Source organism: Streptomyces lasalocidi (assembly GCF_005280215.1).
GTDB lineage: Bacteria > Actinomycetota > Actinomycetes > Streptomycetales > Streptomycetaceae > Streptomyces > Streptomyces longwoodensis.
This window is the reverse complement of sequence record NZ_SZNQ01000001.1, coordinates 3970154-3986263: the sequence shown is the minus strand read 5'-3', so window position 1 is coordinate 3986263 and position 16110 is coordinate 3970154. Positions and strand designations below refer to the sequence as shown.

At 71.2% G+C, this 16110-nt stretch carries 13 protein-coding genes and 1 tRNA gene; 8 read left to right on the top strand and 6 right to left on the bottom strand.

Annotated elements, in window-relative coordinates:
- The first annotated feature begins 26 nt into the window (after positions 1–26).
- A complete protein-coding gene (gene gad, locus E4U91_RS17845; protein ID WP_137310876.1) occupies positions 27–1391 on the top strand; it encodes a glutamate decarboxylase in 1365 nt (454 codons plus the stop codon).
- Here gad and E4U91_RS17840 read toward each other — a convergent pair.
- Positions 1375–2724, bottom strand: a complete 1350-nt coding sequence (locus E4U91_RS17840; RefSeq protein WP_137307780.1) for a chloride channel protein — start codon at positions 2722–2724, stop codon at positions 1375–1377. The two genes, gad and E4U91_RS17840, sit on opposite strands and share 17 nt — an antisense overlap.
- Positions 2725–3020: 296 nt before the next feature.
- Here E4U91_RS17840 and E4U91_RS17835 point away from each other — a divergent pair, with 296 nt between their 5' ends.
- Positions 3021–4439 (top strand): DUF2252 domain-containing protein, encoded by a 1419-nt coding sequence (locus E4U91_RS17835; RefSeq protein WP_137307779.1) that lies wholly within the window; start codon positions 3021–3023, stop codon positions 4437–4439.
- Positions 4440–4565: 126 nt separating this feature from the next.
- Here E4U91_RS17835 and E4U91_RS17830 read toward each other — a convergent pair.
- Positions 4566–4652, bottom strand: a tRNA-Leu gene (locus tag E4U91_RS17830).
- Positions 4653–5143: 491 nt separating this feature from the next.
- On the opposite strand from E4U91_RS17830, the gene E4U91_RS17825 reads away from it, so the two are divergent.
- The 6 genes from E4U91_RS17825 to pknB all read left to right on the top strand — a co-directional run bounded on the left by E4U91_RS17825 (position 5144) and on the right by pknB (position 13286).
- A complete protein-coding gene (locus tag E4U91_RS17825) occupies positions 5144–6010 on the top strand; it encodes an FhaA domain-containing protein (protein ID WP_137307778.1) in 867 nt (288 codons plus the stop codon).
- 10 nt (positions 6011–6020) lie between these two features.
- Positions 6021–6536: an FHA domain-containing protein FhaB/FipA gene (locus tag E4U91_RS17820; RefSeq protein ID WP_137307777.1), complete on the top strand. Its 516-nt coding sequence runs from the start codon at positions 6021–6023 to the stop codon at positions 6534–6536.
- Between the two features lie 140 nt (positions 6537–6676).
- Positions 6677–8167, top strand: coding sequence for a Stp1/IreP family PP2C-type Ser/Thr phosphatase (locus tag E4U91_RS17815; protein ID WP_137307776.1), 1491 nt, complete (start codon positions 6677–6679; stop codon positions 8165–8167).
- Between the two features lie 27 nt (positions 8168–8194).
- Positions 8195–9634 carry an FtsW/RodA/SpoVE family cell cycle protein gene (locus E4U91_RS17810; protein WP_137307775.1) on the top strand — a complete coding sequence of 480 codons (1440 nt, stop codon included), beginning with the start codon at positions 8195–8197 and terminating at the stop codon, positions 9632–9634.
- On the top strand, positions 9631–11100 hold the full coding sequence (locus tag E4U91_RS17805; RefSeq protein ID WP_137307774.1) for a penicillin-binding transpeptidase domain-containing protein: 1470 nt from the start codon (positions 9631–9633) through the stop codon (positions 11098–11100). Before E4U91_RS17810 ends, E4U91_RS17805 begins: the two co-directional genes overlap by 4 nt.
- 170 nt (positions 11101–11270) lie before the next feature.
- Entirely contained in the window at positions 11271–13286 is a 2016-nt protein-coding gene (gene pknB, locus E4U91_RS17795; RefSeq protein WP_137307773.1) for a Stk1 family PASTA domain-containing Ser/Thr kinase, read from the top strand.
- Positions 13287–13408: 122 nt separating this feature from the next.
- On the opposite strand, the gene E4U91_RS17790 is transcribed toward pknB, so the two are convergent.
- Genes E4U91_RS17790 through E4U91_RS17775 form a run of 4 tightly spaced genes read right to left on the bottom strand, consistent with a single transcriptional unit; the run spans position 13409 to position 16093 of the window.
- The gene (locus tag E4U91_RS17790; protein ID WP_137307772.1) at positions 13409–14206 is read right to left on the bottom strand and encodes a class E sortase; all 798 of its coding nucleotides are present in this window, start codon (positions 14204–14206) and stop codon (positions 13409–13411) included.
- 14 nt (positions 14207–14220) lie between these two features.
- Positions 14221–15264, bottom strand: a complete 1044-nt coding sequence (locus tag E4U91_RS17785; protein ID WP_241678616.1) for a class E sortase — start codon at positions 15262–15264, stop codon at positions 14221–14223.
- Positions 15261–15899, bottom strand: a complete 639-nt coding sequence (locus tag E4U91_RS17780) for an aminodeoxychorismate/anthranilate synthase component II (RefSeq protein ID WP_137307771.1) — start codon at positions 15897–15899, stop codon at positions 15261–15263. Before E4U91_RS17780 ends, E4U91_RS17785 begins: the two co-directional genes overlap by 4 nt.
- Positions 15896–16093, bottom strand: a complete 198-nt coding sequence (locus E4U91_RS17775; protein WP_174867721.1) for a hypothetical protein — start codon at positions 16091–16093, stop codon at positions 15896–15898. Before E4U91_RS17775 ends, E4U91_RS17780 begins: the two co-directional genes overlap by 4 nt.
- Positions 16094–16110 lie beyond the last annotated feature (17 nt).

Below are 16110 nucleotides of genomic sequence, written 5' to 3'. Positions count from 1 at the left end.
TGGCTCTGCACAAAGCCAAGGAGAAGATGATCGACGCGGCCGCCGACATCTTCACCTCGCCGATCAGCGAACAGCCCCTGTCCAAGCGGACCATCCCGGACTTCCCGGCGCGGCCGGGCGTCGTCTACCAGCTGCTGCGCAACGAGCTGCTCCTCGACGGCAACGCGGCGCAGAACCTCGCCACGTTCTGCACCACCTGGACCGACGACGAGGTCCGCCGCCTGATGGACCTGTGCCTGGACAAGAACATCGTCGACAAGGACGAGTACCCGCAGACCGCCGAGATCGAGTCCCGGTGCGTCAACATCCTGGCCGGCCTGTGGCACGCGCCCGTCACCGGCGACGGATCCGAACCCTCCGTGGGGTGCTCCACCACCGGGTCCAGCGAGGCCGCCATGCTGTGCGGCCTCGCCCTGAAGTGGCGCTGGCGCGACCGCCGACGGGCCGCCGGACAGCCGGCCGACCGGCCGAACCTGGTGTGCGGACCGGTCCAGGTCTGCTGGGAGAAGTTCGCCCGCTACTTCGACGTCGAGCTGCGCCAGGTGCCGGTGGAGCCGGGGGCGACCGGCCTGCAGGCCCACCAGCTGCGCGCGTACGTCGACGAGAACACCATCGGCGTCGTGGCGATCCTCGGGGTGACCTACACCTGCACCTACGAGCCGGTGGCGGAGATCGCGGCCGAGCTCGACCGCATCCAGGCCGAGACCGGGCTCGACGTCCCCGTGCACGTCGACGCGGCGTCCGGCGGGTTCATCGCCCCCTTCCTGCACCCCGGCCTCGAGTGGGACTTCCGCCTGCCCAGGGTCGCCTCGATCAACGCCTCCGGCCACAAGTACGGCATGGCCCCCCTCGGCGTGGGCTGGGCCCTGTGGCGCGACAAGGCGGCACTGCCGGACGACCTGGTCTTCCACGTCGACTACCTCGGCGGCGACATGCCCACCCTCGCCCTGAACTTCTCCCGCCCCGGCGGCCAGGTCGTCGCCCAGTACTTCATGTTCCTGCGCCTGGGCCGCGAGGGGTACCGGCGCGTCTACCAGGCGTGTGCCGACACGGCACAGCACCTAGCCCGGCAGATCGCCGCCATGGGCCCCTTCACCCTGCTCTACGACGGCACCGGGGCCCTGCCCGCCGTCTCCTGGACCCTGACCGATCCCGGCGCGACCGGCTGGAGCCTGTACGACCTGTCCGACCAGCTCCGCATGCGCGGCTGGCAGGTCCCGTCCTACCCGCTGCCGCCCGACCGCCAGGAGACGGTGATCCAGCGGGTGCTCGTGCGGCACGGCGTCGACCGGGACGAGATCGAACTCCTCGCCGAGGACCTCCGCCGCGCGATCACGCGCCTCGACAAGGGACACCCGCGGGACGCGGACCGCGTCAGCTTCCACCACTGACCACGCCGGCCGCCGGGGGCTCCCCGGCCGCCGGCTCCAGGCGCAGGGAGGTGACGTAGGCGACCGCCACCGCCGTGATGACCAGCGGCATGACCGTCAGGCCGTCGCTCCCCATGAGCAGCGTGGCCAGGAGCACGGACGTCAGGGGGAGCCGGAGAATGGCCACGCACATGCCGCCGATGCCCATGGCGAACGCCGGCGCCAGGGACAGTCCGGGGCAGTGGGACAGCGCGATGCCGCCCACCGCGCCCACGAACATGGACGGGAAGACCATGCCGCCCCGGAAGCAGCTCATGGACACCCCGTAGGCGAGTGCCTTGCACACCAGCAGCAGCAGGAGGGTGCCGACCGAGTACCGCGCGCCGCCGTCCAGCAGGGGACCCAGCGCGTTCTGGCCGGAGTACAGCACCTCGGAGGCGGCCCTCCCGCTGCCCTCGGCGTAGGCCAGCGCGAGCCCACCGACGGCCAGGCCCGCGAGCACGCTGCCGCGCACCGCCCGGGGCGCGATGCGTGCCTCCAGCAGGACGCCGAGCCGTTTGATGCCCGTGCCGAGGCAGGCGGCGGCGACCCCGGTGACCAGGGCCCAGCCGAACTCGGCGGCGGTGGGCGCGTGCGCGTGCGGGACGTCGTTCAGCGTCAGCGAATAGGTGCCCAGGCCGGTCCACGAGCCCAGTCCGGTGAACATCAGGGCGCCGATGCCGGACGCGAGCAGACCCGGCACCAGCACCACGTCCAGCAGGGCGCCGCCGAGTCCTGACGCCTCCATCAGCAGGAACGCCCCGAGCAGCGGGGAACCGAGGAGGGTGCTGATCGCGGCGAAGCTCCCGGCCGCGCCCATCGACGCGGCCACGTTCGGCGGTGCGTCGCGCACGACGAGCCGTACCGCGGCCGCGCCCAGCCCGGCGCCCAGGGCGATCAGCGGTGCCTCCGGGCCGAGGACCGCGCCGAGCCCGAGGGAGGCCAGTGCGGCGAGGACGACACCGGGAAGGTCGCGGACCGCGGGGGCCCCCTTGGCCGACAGCCCCTCGGTGGGGCGGTGGCCGGCGGTCCCCGGCAGGTGGCGGATGGTCAGCGCCGTCAGCAGGCCGGCCAGGGCGAGCAGCGGCAGCGGCCACCAGGACGGGGTGCCGTGGAAGCCGAGGGCCCGGGGCAGGTCGGTGTAGGTCCAGGACTGCAGCTTGTCGGTCAGCGCGAGGAAGCCGAACGCCACCGCCGCCACGGGAGCACCGAGGACGGCGGCGAGCAGCAGGAGCACCGGGTAACCGCGTCCCCGCACGACGGCGAGCGGATCGCGCGGCTGCGCCGTGGGTGGTCCAGCGCCAACGGCCGACATGTCCTCAGCCCCCTGAAGGATCGCCACGCTCGGGCATCGTCGCGCCCTGGCTGGTGGCGTGACGGTCCGTCACACGATGTCACCCGGCGGACGGGGCACCGGTCCCTGGCGGGCGCGTGACCCGCCTTTCATCCATGCGGCCCAGCGGCGGCCCGGTGCACCCCGCCCCGGCGCCTCCCCGGGACCGGGGTCGCCCGGCGGGCAGGGCGTGCCCGCCGGAGCTAGGTTGGAAGGCCAGGTCGGAGACGGTCGCCCGGGGGCTCCGCTCACCGGTGACGACAGCATGGAGCGTGCCCATGACCGACAACCGCCACTCCGGTGACGAGACCCGGCACCTCACTCCCCGGGAGAGGGCCGCCCGCGGGAAGGCCGCCCGCTCGGCCGCGCCCCGCTCCGGCCACGCCGAGTTCACGCCCCCGCCCCGGCGCACCGACCCGGTGGAGACCATCGAGGCCCAGTCGGCCCGGCGGGTGCCGGACCTGGTACCGATCCGCTACGGCCGGATGAGTGAGTCACCGTTCCGGTTCTACCGCGGGGCCGCCGCCATCATGGCCGCCGACCTGGCCATGACGCCCCGCAGCGGCATCACGACCCAGCTGTGCGGTGACGCCCACTGCCTGAACTTCCGGCTGCTCGCGTCCCCGGAACGGCGCCTGATGTTCGACATCAACGACTTCGACGAGACCCTGCCGGGCCCGTGGGAGTGGGACGTCAAGCGCCTGTCGGCGAGCCTCGCCATCGCGGGCCGGGCGAACGGCTTCTCCGCGAAGGAGCGGGCGTCCGTGGTGCGCGAGGCGATCCGGGCCTACCGCGAGCGGATGCGGGCGCTCGCCCGGCTGGGCAACCTCGACGTCTGGTACACCCGCTTCGAGGCGGACGAGCTGCAGCAGCAGTTCGCCCCGGTGCTGAGCGCCAAGACCCGGGACCGCTGGGCGCAGGCCCGGGACCGGGCCCGCGCGCACGACACCCTCCAGGTCTTCGACAAACTCACGCACGTGGTCGGCGGCGAGCGCCTGATCGCTCCCGACCCGCCGCTGCTGATGCGCCTGGAGGACCTGCTCCCGCGGGCCGAACGCGACGCGCTGAGGACGGAGATCAGCCGGCTGATCGAGCGGTACGCACGGACCCTGCAGTCGGACCGCCGGTTCCTGCTGCGGGGCTACCGGGTGGCCGACATGGCGCGCAAGGTCGTCGGTGTGGGCAGCGTCGGCACCCGCTGCTGGATCGTGCTGCTGCTCGGCAAGGACGACGAGGACCCGCTCTTCCTCCAGGCCAAGGAGGCCGACGAGTCCGTCCTGGCGCCTTACGCCGGCGCGAGCGCGTACCCCACCCAGGGCGAGCGCGTGGTCTCCGGGCAGCGCCTCATGCAGGCCACCAGCGACATCTTCCTCGGCTGGGAGCGGGTCCAGGGCATCGACGGCAGGCGCCGCGACTTCTACGTGCGGCAGCTGCGGGACTGGAAGGGCATCGCGGTGACCGAGACCATGCCGCCGCGGACGATGGCCGTCTTCGCCCGCCTGTGCGGCGCCACGCTGGCCCGGGCCCACGCCAGGTCCGGCGACCGGATCGCCATCGCGTCCTACCTCGGCCGCGGCGACGTCTTCGACCGGGCGCTGGCGACCTTCGCGGAGCGGTACGCGGACCAGAACGAGAGGGACCACCAGGCCCTGCTCGACGCCGTCCGGGCCGGCCGGGTCACGGCCCGGGCCGCCTGAAGCACGGGGCGGAACACCCCGACGCCGTGAGATAGCTCACGCGGGGGGCCACGGCGACGCACACAACGAGGAACGGGCCCCTGCGGTGACTTCCGTCACTCGCAGAGACCCGTTCACCGGTTCTCATGGTGCGCGAGGGGGGAGTTGAACCCCCACGCCCTTGCGGGCACTGGAACCTGAATCCAGCGCGTCTGCCTATTCCGCCACCCGCGCATTGGGTGTGTCCTCCAGCTCCGTTCCTTTCGGCCCGGCGCCTTCCGACACGCAGAACATTAGCACGCTGGACGGGGTGGATTCACATCCGTTCCGCCCGCCGGCGCGACCCCCGGACCCGCACCCCGGCGGCCCGCACGGCGCCGGCCCCCCGGGCTCCCACCAGCCCCTGAGGTCTCAGGGAGAACCGGTTCACGTATCAACCTCGTACCGGTGCCCCCTTGTCCGTCCACAGCCGGACGGAGTCCACAGTCAGGTGCGGGACACTGGTCGGCAGCCACCTCTACGATCCTGGGCAGAAGTACGGCAGGACGGTTCGACGGACGGTCCGGCGGAACCCGTCGCCCAGGTCGTTCACCCGGGTCGTCAAGGGGGAACCAGCCGATCCACCGCCGCGTGGATACGATCAGTAAGCAGTACCAGCACGACCAGCGCGACCAGCAGTACCCGGCAATACCCCGGCACAGCAGCTACGACGGAGGAGGTGCCCCATGGGAGTCCTGAAGAAGTTCGAGCAGCGTCTCGAGGGTCTGGTCAACGGCACCTTCGCCAAGGTCTTCAAGTCCGAGGTCCAGCCCGTCGAGATCGCGGGCGCGCTCCAGCGCGAGTGCGACAACAACGCGACCATCTGGAACCGCGACCGCACGGTCGTCCCCAACGACTTCATCGTGGAGCTGAGCGCCCCGGACCACGAGCGCCTCAGCCCCTACTCCGGCCAGCTGGGCGACGAGCTCGCCGGCATGGTCCGCGACTACGCCAAGCAGCAGCGCTACACCTTCATGGGCCCCATCAAGGTGCACCTGGAGAAGGCGGACGACCTCGACACCGGCCTGTACCGGGTGCGCAGCCGTACGCTCGCCTCCTCCAGCAACCAGCAGGCCCCGGCGGCCGCGCCCGCCGCGGCCCCGCGCCCCGGCGGCTACGGCTACCCGCCGGCCGGCCCGTCCGGCGCCCCGCCCATGCCCGCCGCCCCACCGCCCGGCGCCCCCGGCGCCCGTCCCGGCGGCTACGGCTACCCGCCCGCGGCCGGCCGCCCGGCCGGCGGGGGACCCGTCGGCGCCCCGCAGCCCGGGGCGCGCACCCGCTACTGGATCGAGATCAACGGCACCCGCCACCAGATCTCCCGCCCGACGCTCGTGCTGGGCCGCAGCACCGAGGCCGACGTGCGGATCGACGACCCCGGCGTGTCCCGCCGGCACTGCGAGATCCGGACCGGAACGCCCTCGACGATCCAGGATCTCGGCTCCACCAACGGCATCGTGGTGGACGGGCAGCACACCACCCGCGCTACGCTCCGCGACGGCTCGCGGATCGTCGTGGGCAGCACCACCGTTATCTATAGGCAAGCCGAAGGGTGAAGCGGGGGCAATGTCAGAGCTGACCCTCACGGTCATGCGGCTCGGGTTCCTGGCCGTACTGTGGCTGTTCGTGATCGTGGCCGTGCAGGTCATCCGCAGCGACCTGTTCGGTACGCGCGTCACCCAGCGCTCCGCGCGCCGGGACGCCGCACGGCCGCAGCAGGACCGGCGCCAGGCGCCGCCGCAGCAGCGCCAGCAGCCGGCCTCGGGCGGCGGCCGCGCGCGCCGCAACGCCCCCACCAAGCTGGTCGTCACCGAGGGCACCCTCACCGGCACCACGGTCGCGCTGCAGTCGCAGACCATCTCCCTGGGCCGCGCGCACGACAGCACGATCGTGCTGGACGACGACTACGCCTCGAGCCGCCATGCCAGGATCTACCCGGACCGCGACGGCCAGTGGATCGTCGAGGACCTCGGGTCCACCAACGGCACGTATCTCGACCGGACCCGCCTCACGACTCCCACGCCGGTTCCGCTGGGTGCACCGATCCGGATCGGCAAGACCGTCATCGAGCTGCGGAAGTAGTGCTACATCATGAGTGAGCGCGAGCGGAGCGAGCACGCACTGGCGGCCGGCACCCCGGGCCCCGGCGCGCTCCCGACCGGAGGGTGGGCAGTGTGGCTCGACACGACCGGCTGTACCCGGAGCCGACGGACGAGGTGGGCATGAGTCTGTCATTGCGCTTCGCCGCCGGATCGCACAAGGGGATGATCCGGGAGGGCAACGAGGACTCCGGTTACGCCGGCCCGCGCCTGCTCGCCATCGCCGACGGCATGGGCGGCGCCGCCGCGGGCGAGGTCGCCTCCTCCGAGGCCATCTCCACCATCGTGGCCCTCGACGACGACATCCCCGGCTCGGACGTGCTCACCTCACTCGGCCAGGCCGTCCAGCGCGCCAACGACCAGCTGCGCTCGATGGTCGACGAGGACCCCCAGCTGGAGGGCATGGGCACCACGCTCACCGCCCTGCTGTGGACCGGCCAGCGCCTCGGCCTGGTGCACGTCGGCGACTCACGCGCCTACCTGCTGCGTGACGGCGTCCTCACCCAGATCACCCAGGACCACACCTGGGTGCAGCGCCTGGTCGACGAGGGCCGCATCACCGAGGAAGAGGCCACCACCCACCCCCAGCGGTCCCTGCTGATGCGGGCGCTGGGCAGCGGCGACCACGTGGACCCGGACCTGTCGATCCGCGAGGTCCGGGCCGGCGACCGCTACCTGATCTGCTCCGACGGCCTGTCCGGCGTGGTCTCGCACCAGACGCTGGAGGACACCCTCGCGAGCTACCAGGGCCCGCAGGAGACCGTCCAGGAGCTCATCCAGCTCGCGCTGCGCGGCGGCGGCCCCGACAACATCACCGTGATCGTCGCGGACGTCCTCGACCTGGACACCGGCGACACCCTCGCCGGGCAGCTGTCCGACACCCCGGTGGTGGTCGGCGCGGTCGCCGAGAACCAGAGCCAGCTGCACGACAACAGCATCATGCAGACCCCGGCCGGCCGTGCCGCCGGCCTCGGCCGGCACGCGGCGGGCGGCGGCGGCCAGTTCGGCCCGCCCGGCTCCGGCGACACCACCGGCTTCGTCCCCACCGGGGACCACGGCGGCCTCGACTACTCCGACGAGGACTTCGTCAAGCAGCGGGGCGGCCGCAAGTGGGTGAAGCGGTCGTTCTACACCGTGCTCGCGCTGGCCGTCGTCGGCGGCGCGCTGTACGGCGGCTGGCGCTGGACCCAGACCCAGTACTACGTCGGCACCAAGGGCGAGCACGTGGCGCTCTACCGGGGCATCAGCCAGGACCTGGCCTGGCTGAGCCTGTCGAAGGTGGAGAAGGACCACCCCGAGATCGAACTCAAGTACCTGCCGCCGTACCAGCAGAAGCTGGTGCAGGCCACGATCGCCGAAGGCAGCCTGCCCACCGCCCAGAAGAAGATCGACGAGCTCTCCCTGCTGGCGTCCGCGTGCAGGAAGCAGGACCAGGCCGTGGGAACCAGTCCCGCCGCACCCCCGTCCAAGCCGTCGCCGAGCGCGTCCGCCTCGGGCGCCGCCAAGCCGTCCTCGTCCCCCTCGCCCTCCCCGTCCGCGACCGCCACTCCCAGCCCCGGCCCCAGCCTGTCGGAGGAAGAGAAAGAGGTCGTCTCGCAGTGCGGTAAGCAGTAGGCAAGCCGTGAGAGGCCCCGTCACACGATGAGCAGTACTACCAACACGCCGACGCACCACACGTCCACGATCGGCTCGATCGGAGCGCCGAGCCGGCGCAACACCGAGCTCGCGCTGCTCGTGTTCGCCGTCGTCATCCCGGTCTTCGCCTACGCCAACGTGGGCCTCGCCCTCAACGAGCAGGTGCCGTCCGGCCTGCTGAGCTACGGACTCGGGCTCGGCCTGCTGGCCGGCGTGGCCCACCTCGTCGTCCGCAAGTTCGCGCCGTACGCGGACCCGCTGCTGCTGCCGCTGGCCACGCTGCTCAACGGGCTGGGGCTGGTCGCCATCTGGCGCCTCGACCAGTCCAAGCTGCTCCAGCGGATCCACCAGGCGGGCACCGCCGCGCCCCGGCAGCTGCTGTACACGGCGCTGGGCATCGCCCTGTTCATCGTGGTGCTGATCTTCCTCAAGGACCACCGCGTCCTGCAGCGCTACACCTACATCTCCATGGTGGGCGCGCTGTTCCTGCTGCTGCTCCCGCTGGTGCCGGGCCTCGGCCAGAACATCTACGGCGCCAAGATCTGGATCTCCGTCGCGGGCTTCTCCATCCAGCCCGGTGAGTTCGCCAAGATCGTGCTGGCGATCTTCTTCGCGGGCTACCTGATGGTGAAGCGCGACGCGCTGGCCCTGGCCAGCCGCCGCGTCCTCGGCGTGTACCTGCCGCGCGGGCGCGACCTCGGCCCGATCATCGTGGTCTGGGCGATCTCGATCCTCATCCTGGTCTTCGAGACCGACCTCGGCACGTCGCTGCTGTTCTTCGGAATGTTCGTCATCATGCTGTACGTCGCCACCGAGCGGACCAGCTGGATCTTCTTCGGTCTGCTGATGTCCTCGGTCGGCGCCGTCGGCGTGGCGAGCATCGAGCCGCACGTGAAGATGCGCGTCCAGGCGTGGCTGGACCCGATGCACGAGTACGCGCTGTCCCAGCAGGGCGTACCCGGCCACTCCGAGCAGGCCATGCAGGCGCTGTGGGCGTTCGGCTCCGGCGGCACCCTCGGCACCGGCTGGGGCCAGGGCCACTCCGAGCTGATCAAGTTCGCCGCGAACTCCGACTTCATCCTCGCCACCTTCGGCGAGGAACTGGGCCTGGCCGGCCTGATGGCGCTGCTGCTGATCTACGGCCTGATCGCGGAGCGCGGTGTGCGCACCGCCCTCGCCGCCCGCGACCCGTTCGGCAAGCTGCTGGCGATCGGCCTGTCCGGCGCGTTCGCCCTCCAGGTCTTCGTCGTCGCCGGCGGCGTCATGGGCCTCATCCCGCTGACCGGCATGACGATGCCCTTCCTGGCGTACGGCGGCTCGTCCGTCATCGCCAACTGGGCGCTCATCGGCATCCTGCTGCGCATCAGCGACACCGCGCGCCGCCCGGCCCCCGCCCCCGCCACCAACCCCGACGCCGAGATGACCCAGGTGGTCCGCCCGTCATGAACAAGCCCCTGCGCCGGATCGCGATCTTCTGCGGACTGCTCATCCTCACCCTGCTCATCCGCGACAACTGGCTCCAGTACGTCAAGGCCGACGACCTGGCCACGGACGACAAGAACCGCCGCGTCAACATCGCGCGGTACGCGACCCCGCGCGGCGACATCATCGTCGGCGGCAAGGCGATCACCGGCTCGGTGGAGAACACCAGCGGCGACTTCAAGTACAAGCGCACCTGGAAGGACGGCGCCATGTGGGCGCCGGTCACCGGGTACTCCTCGCAGGCCTTCGGCGCCAACCAGCTGGAGGCGCTGGAGGACGGCATCCTCACCGGCAACGACGACCGGCTCTTCTTCCGCAACACGCTCGACATGATCACGGGCAAGAAGAAGGAGGGCGGCAGCGTCGTCACCACCCTCAACGCCGCCGCGCAGAAGGCCGCCTACGAGGGCCTGGGCAACAACAAGGGCGCGGTCGCCGCGATCGACCCGGCCACCGGCAAGATCCTGGCGCTGGTCTCCACGCCGTCGTACGACCCGTCGAAGTTCGCGGGCAACACCGACGACGACGCCAAGGCGTGGAACGCGGTGCAGAAGAAGAACAACCGCGACGACCCGATGCTCAACCGGGCGCTGCGCGAGACCTACCCGCCGGGCTCGACCTTCAAGGTCGTCACCGCCGCGGCCGCGCTGGAGAACGGCAAGGTCTCCGGCATCGACGACAAGACCGACTCCCCGCTGCCCTACCAGCTCCCGGACACGAAGACCGAGCTGAAGAACGAGGGCAACATCCCCTGCGAGAACGCGACCCTGCGCATCGCGCTGCGCTACTCGTGCAACACCGTCTTCGCCAAGCTCTCCGACAGCGTGGGCAACGAGAAGATGATCGAGCAGGCGGAGAAGTTCGGCTTCAACAACAAGAAGCTGGACACCCCGGTCCGCGCTGCCCAGAGCGTCTACCCCGAGGACAACCGGCCGCAGAACGCCATGGACGGCATCGGCCAGGCGTCGAACACCGCCACTCCGCTGCAGATGGCCATGATCGCCTCGGCGATCGCCAACGACGGCAAGCTGATGCAGCCGTACATGGTGGACCAGCTGCGCGCCTCCAACCTGGACGTCATCGAGACCACCGAGCCCAAGCAGCTCTCCCAGGCCGTCTCCTCGGAGACCGCGCAGAAGCTCCAGCAGATGATGGAGACCGTGGTCAAGGAGGGCACCGGAACCAACGCGCAGATCAGCGGCGTCACCGTCGGCGGCAAGACCGGTACCGCCCAGCACGGCCTGAACAACAGCGAGAAGCCGTACGCCTGGTTCATCTCCTACGCCAAGCTGTCGGACGGCAGCTCGCCGGTGGCCGTCGCGGTGGTCGTCGAGGACGGCGCCGCCAACCGTGACGACATCTCCGGCGGTGGCCTCGCCGCCCCGATCGCCAAGGCCGTCATGAAGGCGGTCATCGGCAACAAGAAGTGACCCTGCCCACATCGCCTGCACATCGGTGCACGTTGCGATACCGGTCCCGTATCGGGTGACGGGCTTGGCCAGGTCACACAGAGCGAGCCGGGTACGGTATGCCCGGTGGGCACACCGCCGGACCCAACAGGGTGCGGTCGGGACCGACGGAGAGGGCTGGTAGGTAGCTTATGGAAGAGCCGCGTCGCCTCGGCGGCCGGTACGAGCTGGGCCAGGTGCTCGGCCGCGGTGGCATGGCCGAGGTCTACCTCGCGCATGACACCCGCCTGGGCCGCACCGTGGCGGTGAAGACGCTGCGCGCGGACCTCGCGCGCGACCCTTCCTTCCAGGCCCGGTTCCGCCGGGAGGCCCAGTCGGCCGCCTCGCTCAACCATCCCGCGATCGTGGCGGTCTACGACACGGGCGAGGACTACATCGACGGGGTCTCGATCCCGTACATCGTCATGGAGTACGTCGACGGCTCCACGCTCCGTGAGCTGCTGCACTCCGGCCGCAAGTTGCTGCCGGAGCGCTCGATGGAGATGACCATCGGCATCCTCCAGGGCCTGGAGTACGCCCACCGCAGCGGCATCGTGCACCGTGACATCAAGCCGGCGAACGTCATGCTGACGCGTACCGGCCAGGTCAAGGTGATGGACTTCGGCATCGCCCGCGCCATGGGCGACTCCGGCATGACCATGACCCAGACCGCGGCGGTCATCGGCACCGCCCAGTACCTGTCGCCCGAGCAGGCCAAGGGCGAGCAGGTGGACGCCCGGTCCGACCTGTACTCCACGGGCTGTCTGCTCTACGAGCTGCTGACGGTGCGGCCCCCGTTCGTCGGCGACTCCCCCGTGGCCGTCGCCTACCAGCACGTCCGCGAGGAGCCGCAGGCGCCGAGCGTGTTCGACCCCGAGATCACGCCCGAGATGGACGCCATCGTCCTGCGCGCGCTGGTCAAGGACCCCAACTACCGCTACCAGTCCGCCGACGAGATGCGGGCCGACATCGAGGCCTGCCTCGACGGCCAGCCGGTCGCGGCCACGGCGGCGATGGGCTCGGTCGGCTACGGCGGCTACCCCGACGACCAGGCGACCACGGCCCTGCGCTCGGACGCGGGCGGCGGCGCCACCACGATGCTGCCCCCGACGAACCCGGACGACGGCGGCTACGGCTACGACGACCGCCCGGACCGGCGCCGGCAGAAGAAGTCGAACACCTCGACCATCCTGCTGGTCGTCGCGGCCGTGCTGGTCCTGGTCGGCGCCATCCTGATCGGCAAGTGGGCCTTCGGCGGCGGGGGCGCGGGCAACGGCACCGTGACGGTGCCGAGCTTCGTCGACCAGACGAAGGCCCAGGCACAGACCATGGCCACCAACGCCGACCTGAAGCTGGCGTTCACCGAGAAGCCCTGCGAGAACACCGAGACCGGCAAGGTCTGCTCGCAGAACCCGACCGCCGGCAACGAGGTCGACAAGGGCTCCACGGTCACCCTGGTGGTGTCGACGGGCGCGCCGAAGGTGAGCGTGCCCAACGTGATCGACCTCAGCCTCGACGACGCCAAGTCGAAGCTGGAGGGCGACGACTACCAGTTCGACGTGAAGACCGAGACGCGGGAGTCGTCCCGGGACCCCGGCACGGTCCTCGAGCAGAACCCGGCCTCCGGCAAGGAGGTCGAGAAGGGCTCCACGATCACCCTCACGGTGGCCAAGGCCGTGGAGAAGGCGACCGTCCCCGACGTCTCCGGCAAGTCCTGCGACGACGCCAAGGCCCAGATGAAGGACAACGGCCTCAAGGGCAACTGCACCGAGGTCGACGTCCAGGACCCGAACCAGGTCGGCAAGGTCGTCTCGACCAGCCCGGGCATCGGCGCCTCCGTCGACAAGGACTCCACGGTCCAGATCAACATCGGCAAGAGCAGCCAGACCCAGGTCCCGCAGAACCTGCAGGGGCTGAGCCTGAAGGACGCCAAGAAGGCCATCCAGGACGCGGGGCTGAACGTCGGCACCGTGGGCCCGGCCCAGGACGACAACGCCCTCGTGGTGGGGTCCGACCCCCAGCCGGGCAGCACCGTCAACAAGGGCAGCGCGGTCAACCTGGCAACGGTTCCCGGGAACAACAACGGCGGGAACAACAACGGCGGGAACGACAACGGCGGCACCCAGTTCTTCGGCGGGCTCACCGGAGGCTCGGGCCGCGACGACTGACACCCGGCGTCCCCTCCCGGAACGAACCGGAGCCGACCGGAGCGCACCGGAGCGAACGGCCGGAAGCCCCGGCACTCGACGAGTGCCGGGGCTTCCGGCCGTTCACGCCGCGTGGTCGGCGGTCAGCGCAGTTCCTTCGGCGGGGTGCGCCCCGCGTCCACCTTCTCCACGCGGACCAGTTCGCCCCACACGACGTAGCGGTAGCGGCTGGTGTAGACGGGCGTGCAGGTGGTCAGCGTGATGTAGTGGCCGGCCTTGGTCCGCCCGGACTCCTTCGGGACCTGCCCGAGGACCTTGACGTTGTACTTGGAGGTCTCCGGGAGGATCGCGAAGACCTTGTAGACGTACCAGTCGTCGCGCGTCTCGAAGACGATGGGGTCGCCCTCGTCGAGCTTGTCGATGTTGTGGAACTTGGCGCCGTGGCCGTCCCGGTGCGCGGCCAGGGAGAAGTTGCCCGGCTTGCCGGTCATGGGGAGCGTGGCCCTGACCGGGTCGGTGTAGTAGCCGGCCACGCCCTCGTTGAGGACCTTCGAGGTGGTGCCCTTCTCGACCAGGACGTCGCCGTTCCTCATGGCGGGCACGTGCAGGAAGCCGATGCCGTTCTTGGTGTCGAGCGCGCCGGGCCCGGTGTCCTGGTGCTCCCACTGGTCGCGCACCTTGTCGGCCTGCGCGTCGGCGTGCCGGTCGGCGACGACGTTGGTCCACCACAGCGAGTAGACGACGAACAGGCCGAGCACCAGGCCGGCCGTGATGAGGAGTTCGCCGAGGACGCTGACGGCCGTCGCCACCGGGCCGGGCCGCCGTGCGGGCGGGGAAGCGGGGGAAGAGGGGGAAGAGGGGGAAGGGGACGCGGCGGACGGCGGGGGAGCCGGTGCCGACGGGCCGCTGTGTTCCCCGGTGCCGTCTGTGGTCGCTGCCACGGTGTCATCCGCCCCTACTCTACGAGCGCATCCGGTTTGCCCTTGCTGCGCGGCCGTTCCTCGACCATCTTGCCCCAGACGATCAGGCGGTACTTGCTGGTGAACTCCGGCGTGCACGTCGTGAGGGTGATGTACCGGCCCGGTCCGGTGAACCCGGACCCCTTCGGGACGGGGTCGAGCACGCTCACGTTGCTGGGCGGGGTCACCGGCAGCATCGAGGCCACCTTGTACACGAAGTACTCGTCCTGGGTCTCGACGACCACCGCGTCGCCGGGCTTGAGCCGGTTGATGTACCGGAAGGGCTCACCGTGGGTGTTGCGGTGGCCGGCGAGCCCGAAGTTGCCGGTCCTGGCGTCGGGCATCGCGGTCCGCAGGGCGCCCTCGCCGTAGTGCCCGACCATGCCCTTGTCGAGGACCTTCTTGTTGCTGACGCCCTCGGCGATGGGCACGACCACGTCCAGCGCGGGGATGTGCAGGAGGGCGAAGCCCTGGCCCGGCGAGAAGGTGCCGGGGTTGCGCCGGCCGTTGGCCCAGTCGTCCTGGAGGCTGCTGGCCTCCCGGTCGGCCTGGGCGTGCGCGCGCACGTTGGTCCACCACAACTGGTAGGTGACGAACAGCAGCATCAGCACGCCGGCAGTGATGAACAGCTCGCCGACGGCCCGGCTGGCGACGACCGCCGGGCCCGGTTTGCTGGCCCGCGCCCGGCGCCGGGCCTCGACCCGGGAGAGGGGCCGGCCGTCGCCGGCCCCGCGACTCGGGGGCCCCTGGGGCCCGTTGGCGCCCTCGGGTCCCCCGCGGCGCCCGTGACGGCGCTTGGCGGCCTTCCTGCGGGCCGCACGGCCGCCTCCCGGGGCCACGGGGGCGTGAGGGGCCGTCGGGCCGTCAGGGGCCGTCACGGGCTCCCCGTAGGGCTCCGCGGTCCCCGGTGCCTCCGGGAGGCGCAGGGCCATCGTCTCGTCGTCGGGGAGCGGGCCGTACGGGGCCCCCGCGCCGGGAACGCCGAAGGACCCGTACGCCGTGCCGTACGAGTCCTCGCGCTCCGGGCGCAGCGCGGTCACGCCGTGGCCCTGCCCACCACCGGGGCGAGCCCCGCCGACCTCGCCACCGCGTCCCGGTCGCCGCACTCGACGAGCCAGTTGGCCAGCATCCGGTGGCCGTGCTCGGTGAGCACCGACTCGGGGTGGAACTGCACGCCCTCGACCGGCAGTTCGCGGTGTCTGAGGCCCATGATGATCCCGTCGTGGGTGCGGGCGGTGACCTCCAGCTCGGCGGGCACGGTGGTCGGCAGCGCCGCCAGCGAGTGGTACCGGGTCGCGGTGAACGGCGACGGCAGTCCGGCGAAGACGCCCCGGCCCTCGTGCTCGACCGGCGAGGTCTTGCCGTGCAGCAGCTCGGGCGCCCGGTCCACGACGCCGCCGTACGCCACCTGCATCGACTGCATGCCCAGGCAGACGCCGAAGACCGGGACGCCGGTGGCCGCGCAGTGGCGGACCATGTCGACGCAGACCCCGGCCTGCTCGGGCGTGCCCGGGCCGGGCGACAGCAGCACGCCGTCGAAGCCGTCCTGCGCGTGGGAGGTGGAGACCTCGTCGTTGCGCAGGACCTCGCACTCGGCGCCCAGCTGGTACAGGTACTGGACCAGGTTGAAGACGAAGCTGTCGTAGTTGTCCACGACGAGAATGCGCGCGCTCACTGGTTGTCCACCGTCACATCGTTGAAGGGAAGCAGCGGTTCGGCCCACGGGAACACGTACTGGAAGAGGACGTAGACCACGGCCAGGGCCAGCACCAGCGCGATCAGTGCCTTGCTCCACGCGTTGCCCGGCAGATGCCGCCAGATCCAGCCGTACATGCCGTCCCTTCCGTCGTACCACGGCACCAGACCCACGCCGTACCGCACCAGAC

Bases quoted from the DNA above. Each gene is read 5' to 3' on its own strand.
- gad (WP_137310876.1), top strand. From the start codon at position 27: ATGATCGACGCGGCCGCCGACATCTTCACCTCGCCGATCAGCGAACAG.
- E4U91_RS17840 (WP_137307780.1), bottom strand. From the start codon at position 2,724: ATGTCGGCCGTTGGCGCTGGACCACCCACGGCGCAGCCGCGCGATCCG.
- E4U91_RS17835 (WP_137307779.1), top strand. From the start codon at position 3,021: ATGACCGACAACCGCCACTCCGGTGACGAGACCCGGCACCTCACTCCC.
- E4U91_RS17825 (WP_137307778.1), top strand. From the start codon at position 5,144: ATGGGAGTCCTGAAGAAGTTCGAGCAGCGTCTCGAGGGTCTGGTCAAC.
- E4U91_RS17820 (WP_137307777.1), top strand. From the start codon at position 6,021: ATGTCAGAGCTGACCCTCACGGTCATGCGGCTCGGGTTCCTGGCCGTA.
- E4U91_RS17815 (WP_137307776.1), top strand. From the start codon at position 6,677: ATGAGTCTGTCATTGCGCTTCGCCGCCGGATCGCACAAGGGGATGATC.
- E4U91_RS17810 (WP_137307775.1), top strand. From the start codon at position 8,195: ATGAGCAGTACTACCAACACGCCGACGCACCACACGTCCACGATCGGC.
- E4U91_RS17805 (WP_137307774.1), top strand. From the start codon at position 9,631: ATGAACAAGCCCCTGCGCCGGATCGCGATCTTCTGCGGACTGCTCATC.
- pknB (WP_137307773.1), top strand. From the start codon at position 11,271: ATGGAAGAGCCGCGTCGCCTCGGCGGCCGGTACGAGCTGGGCCAGGTG.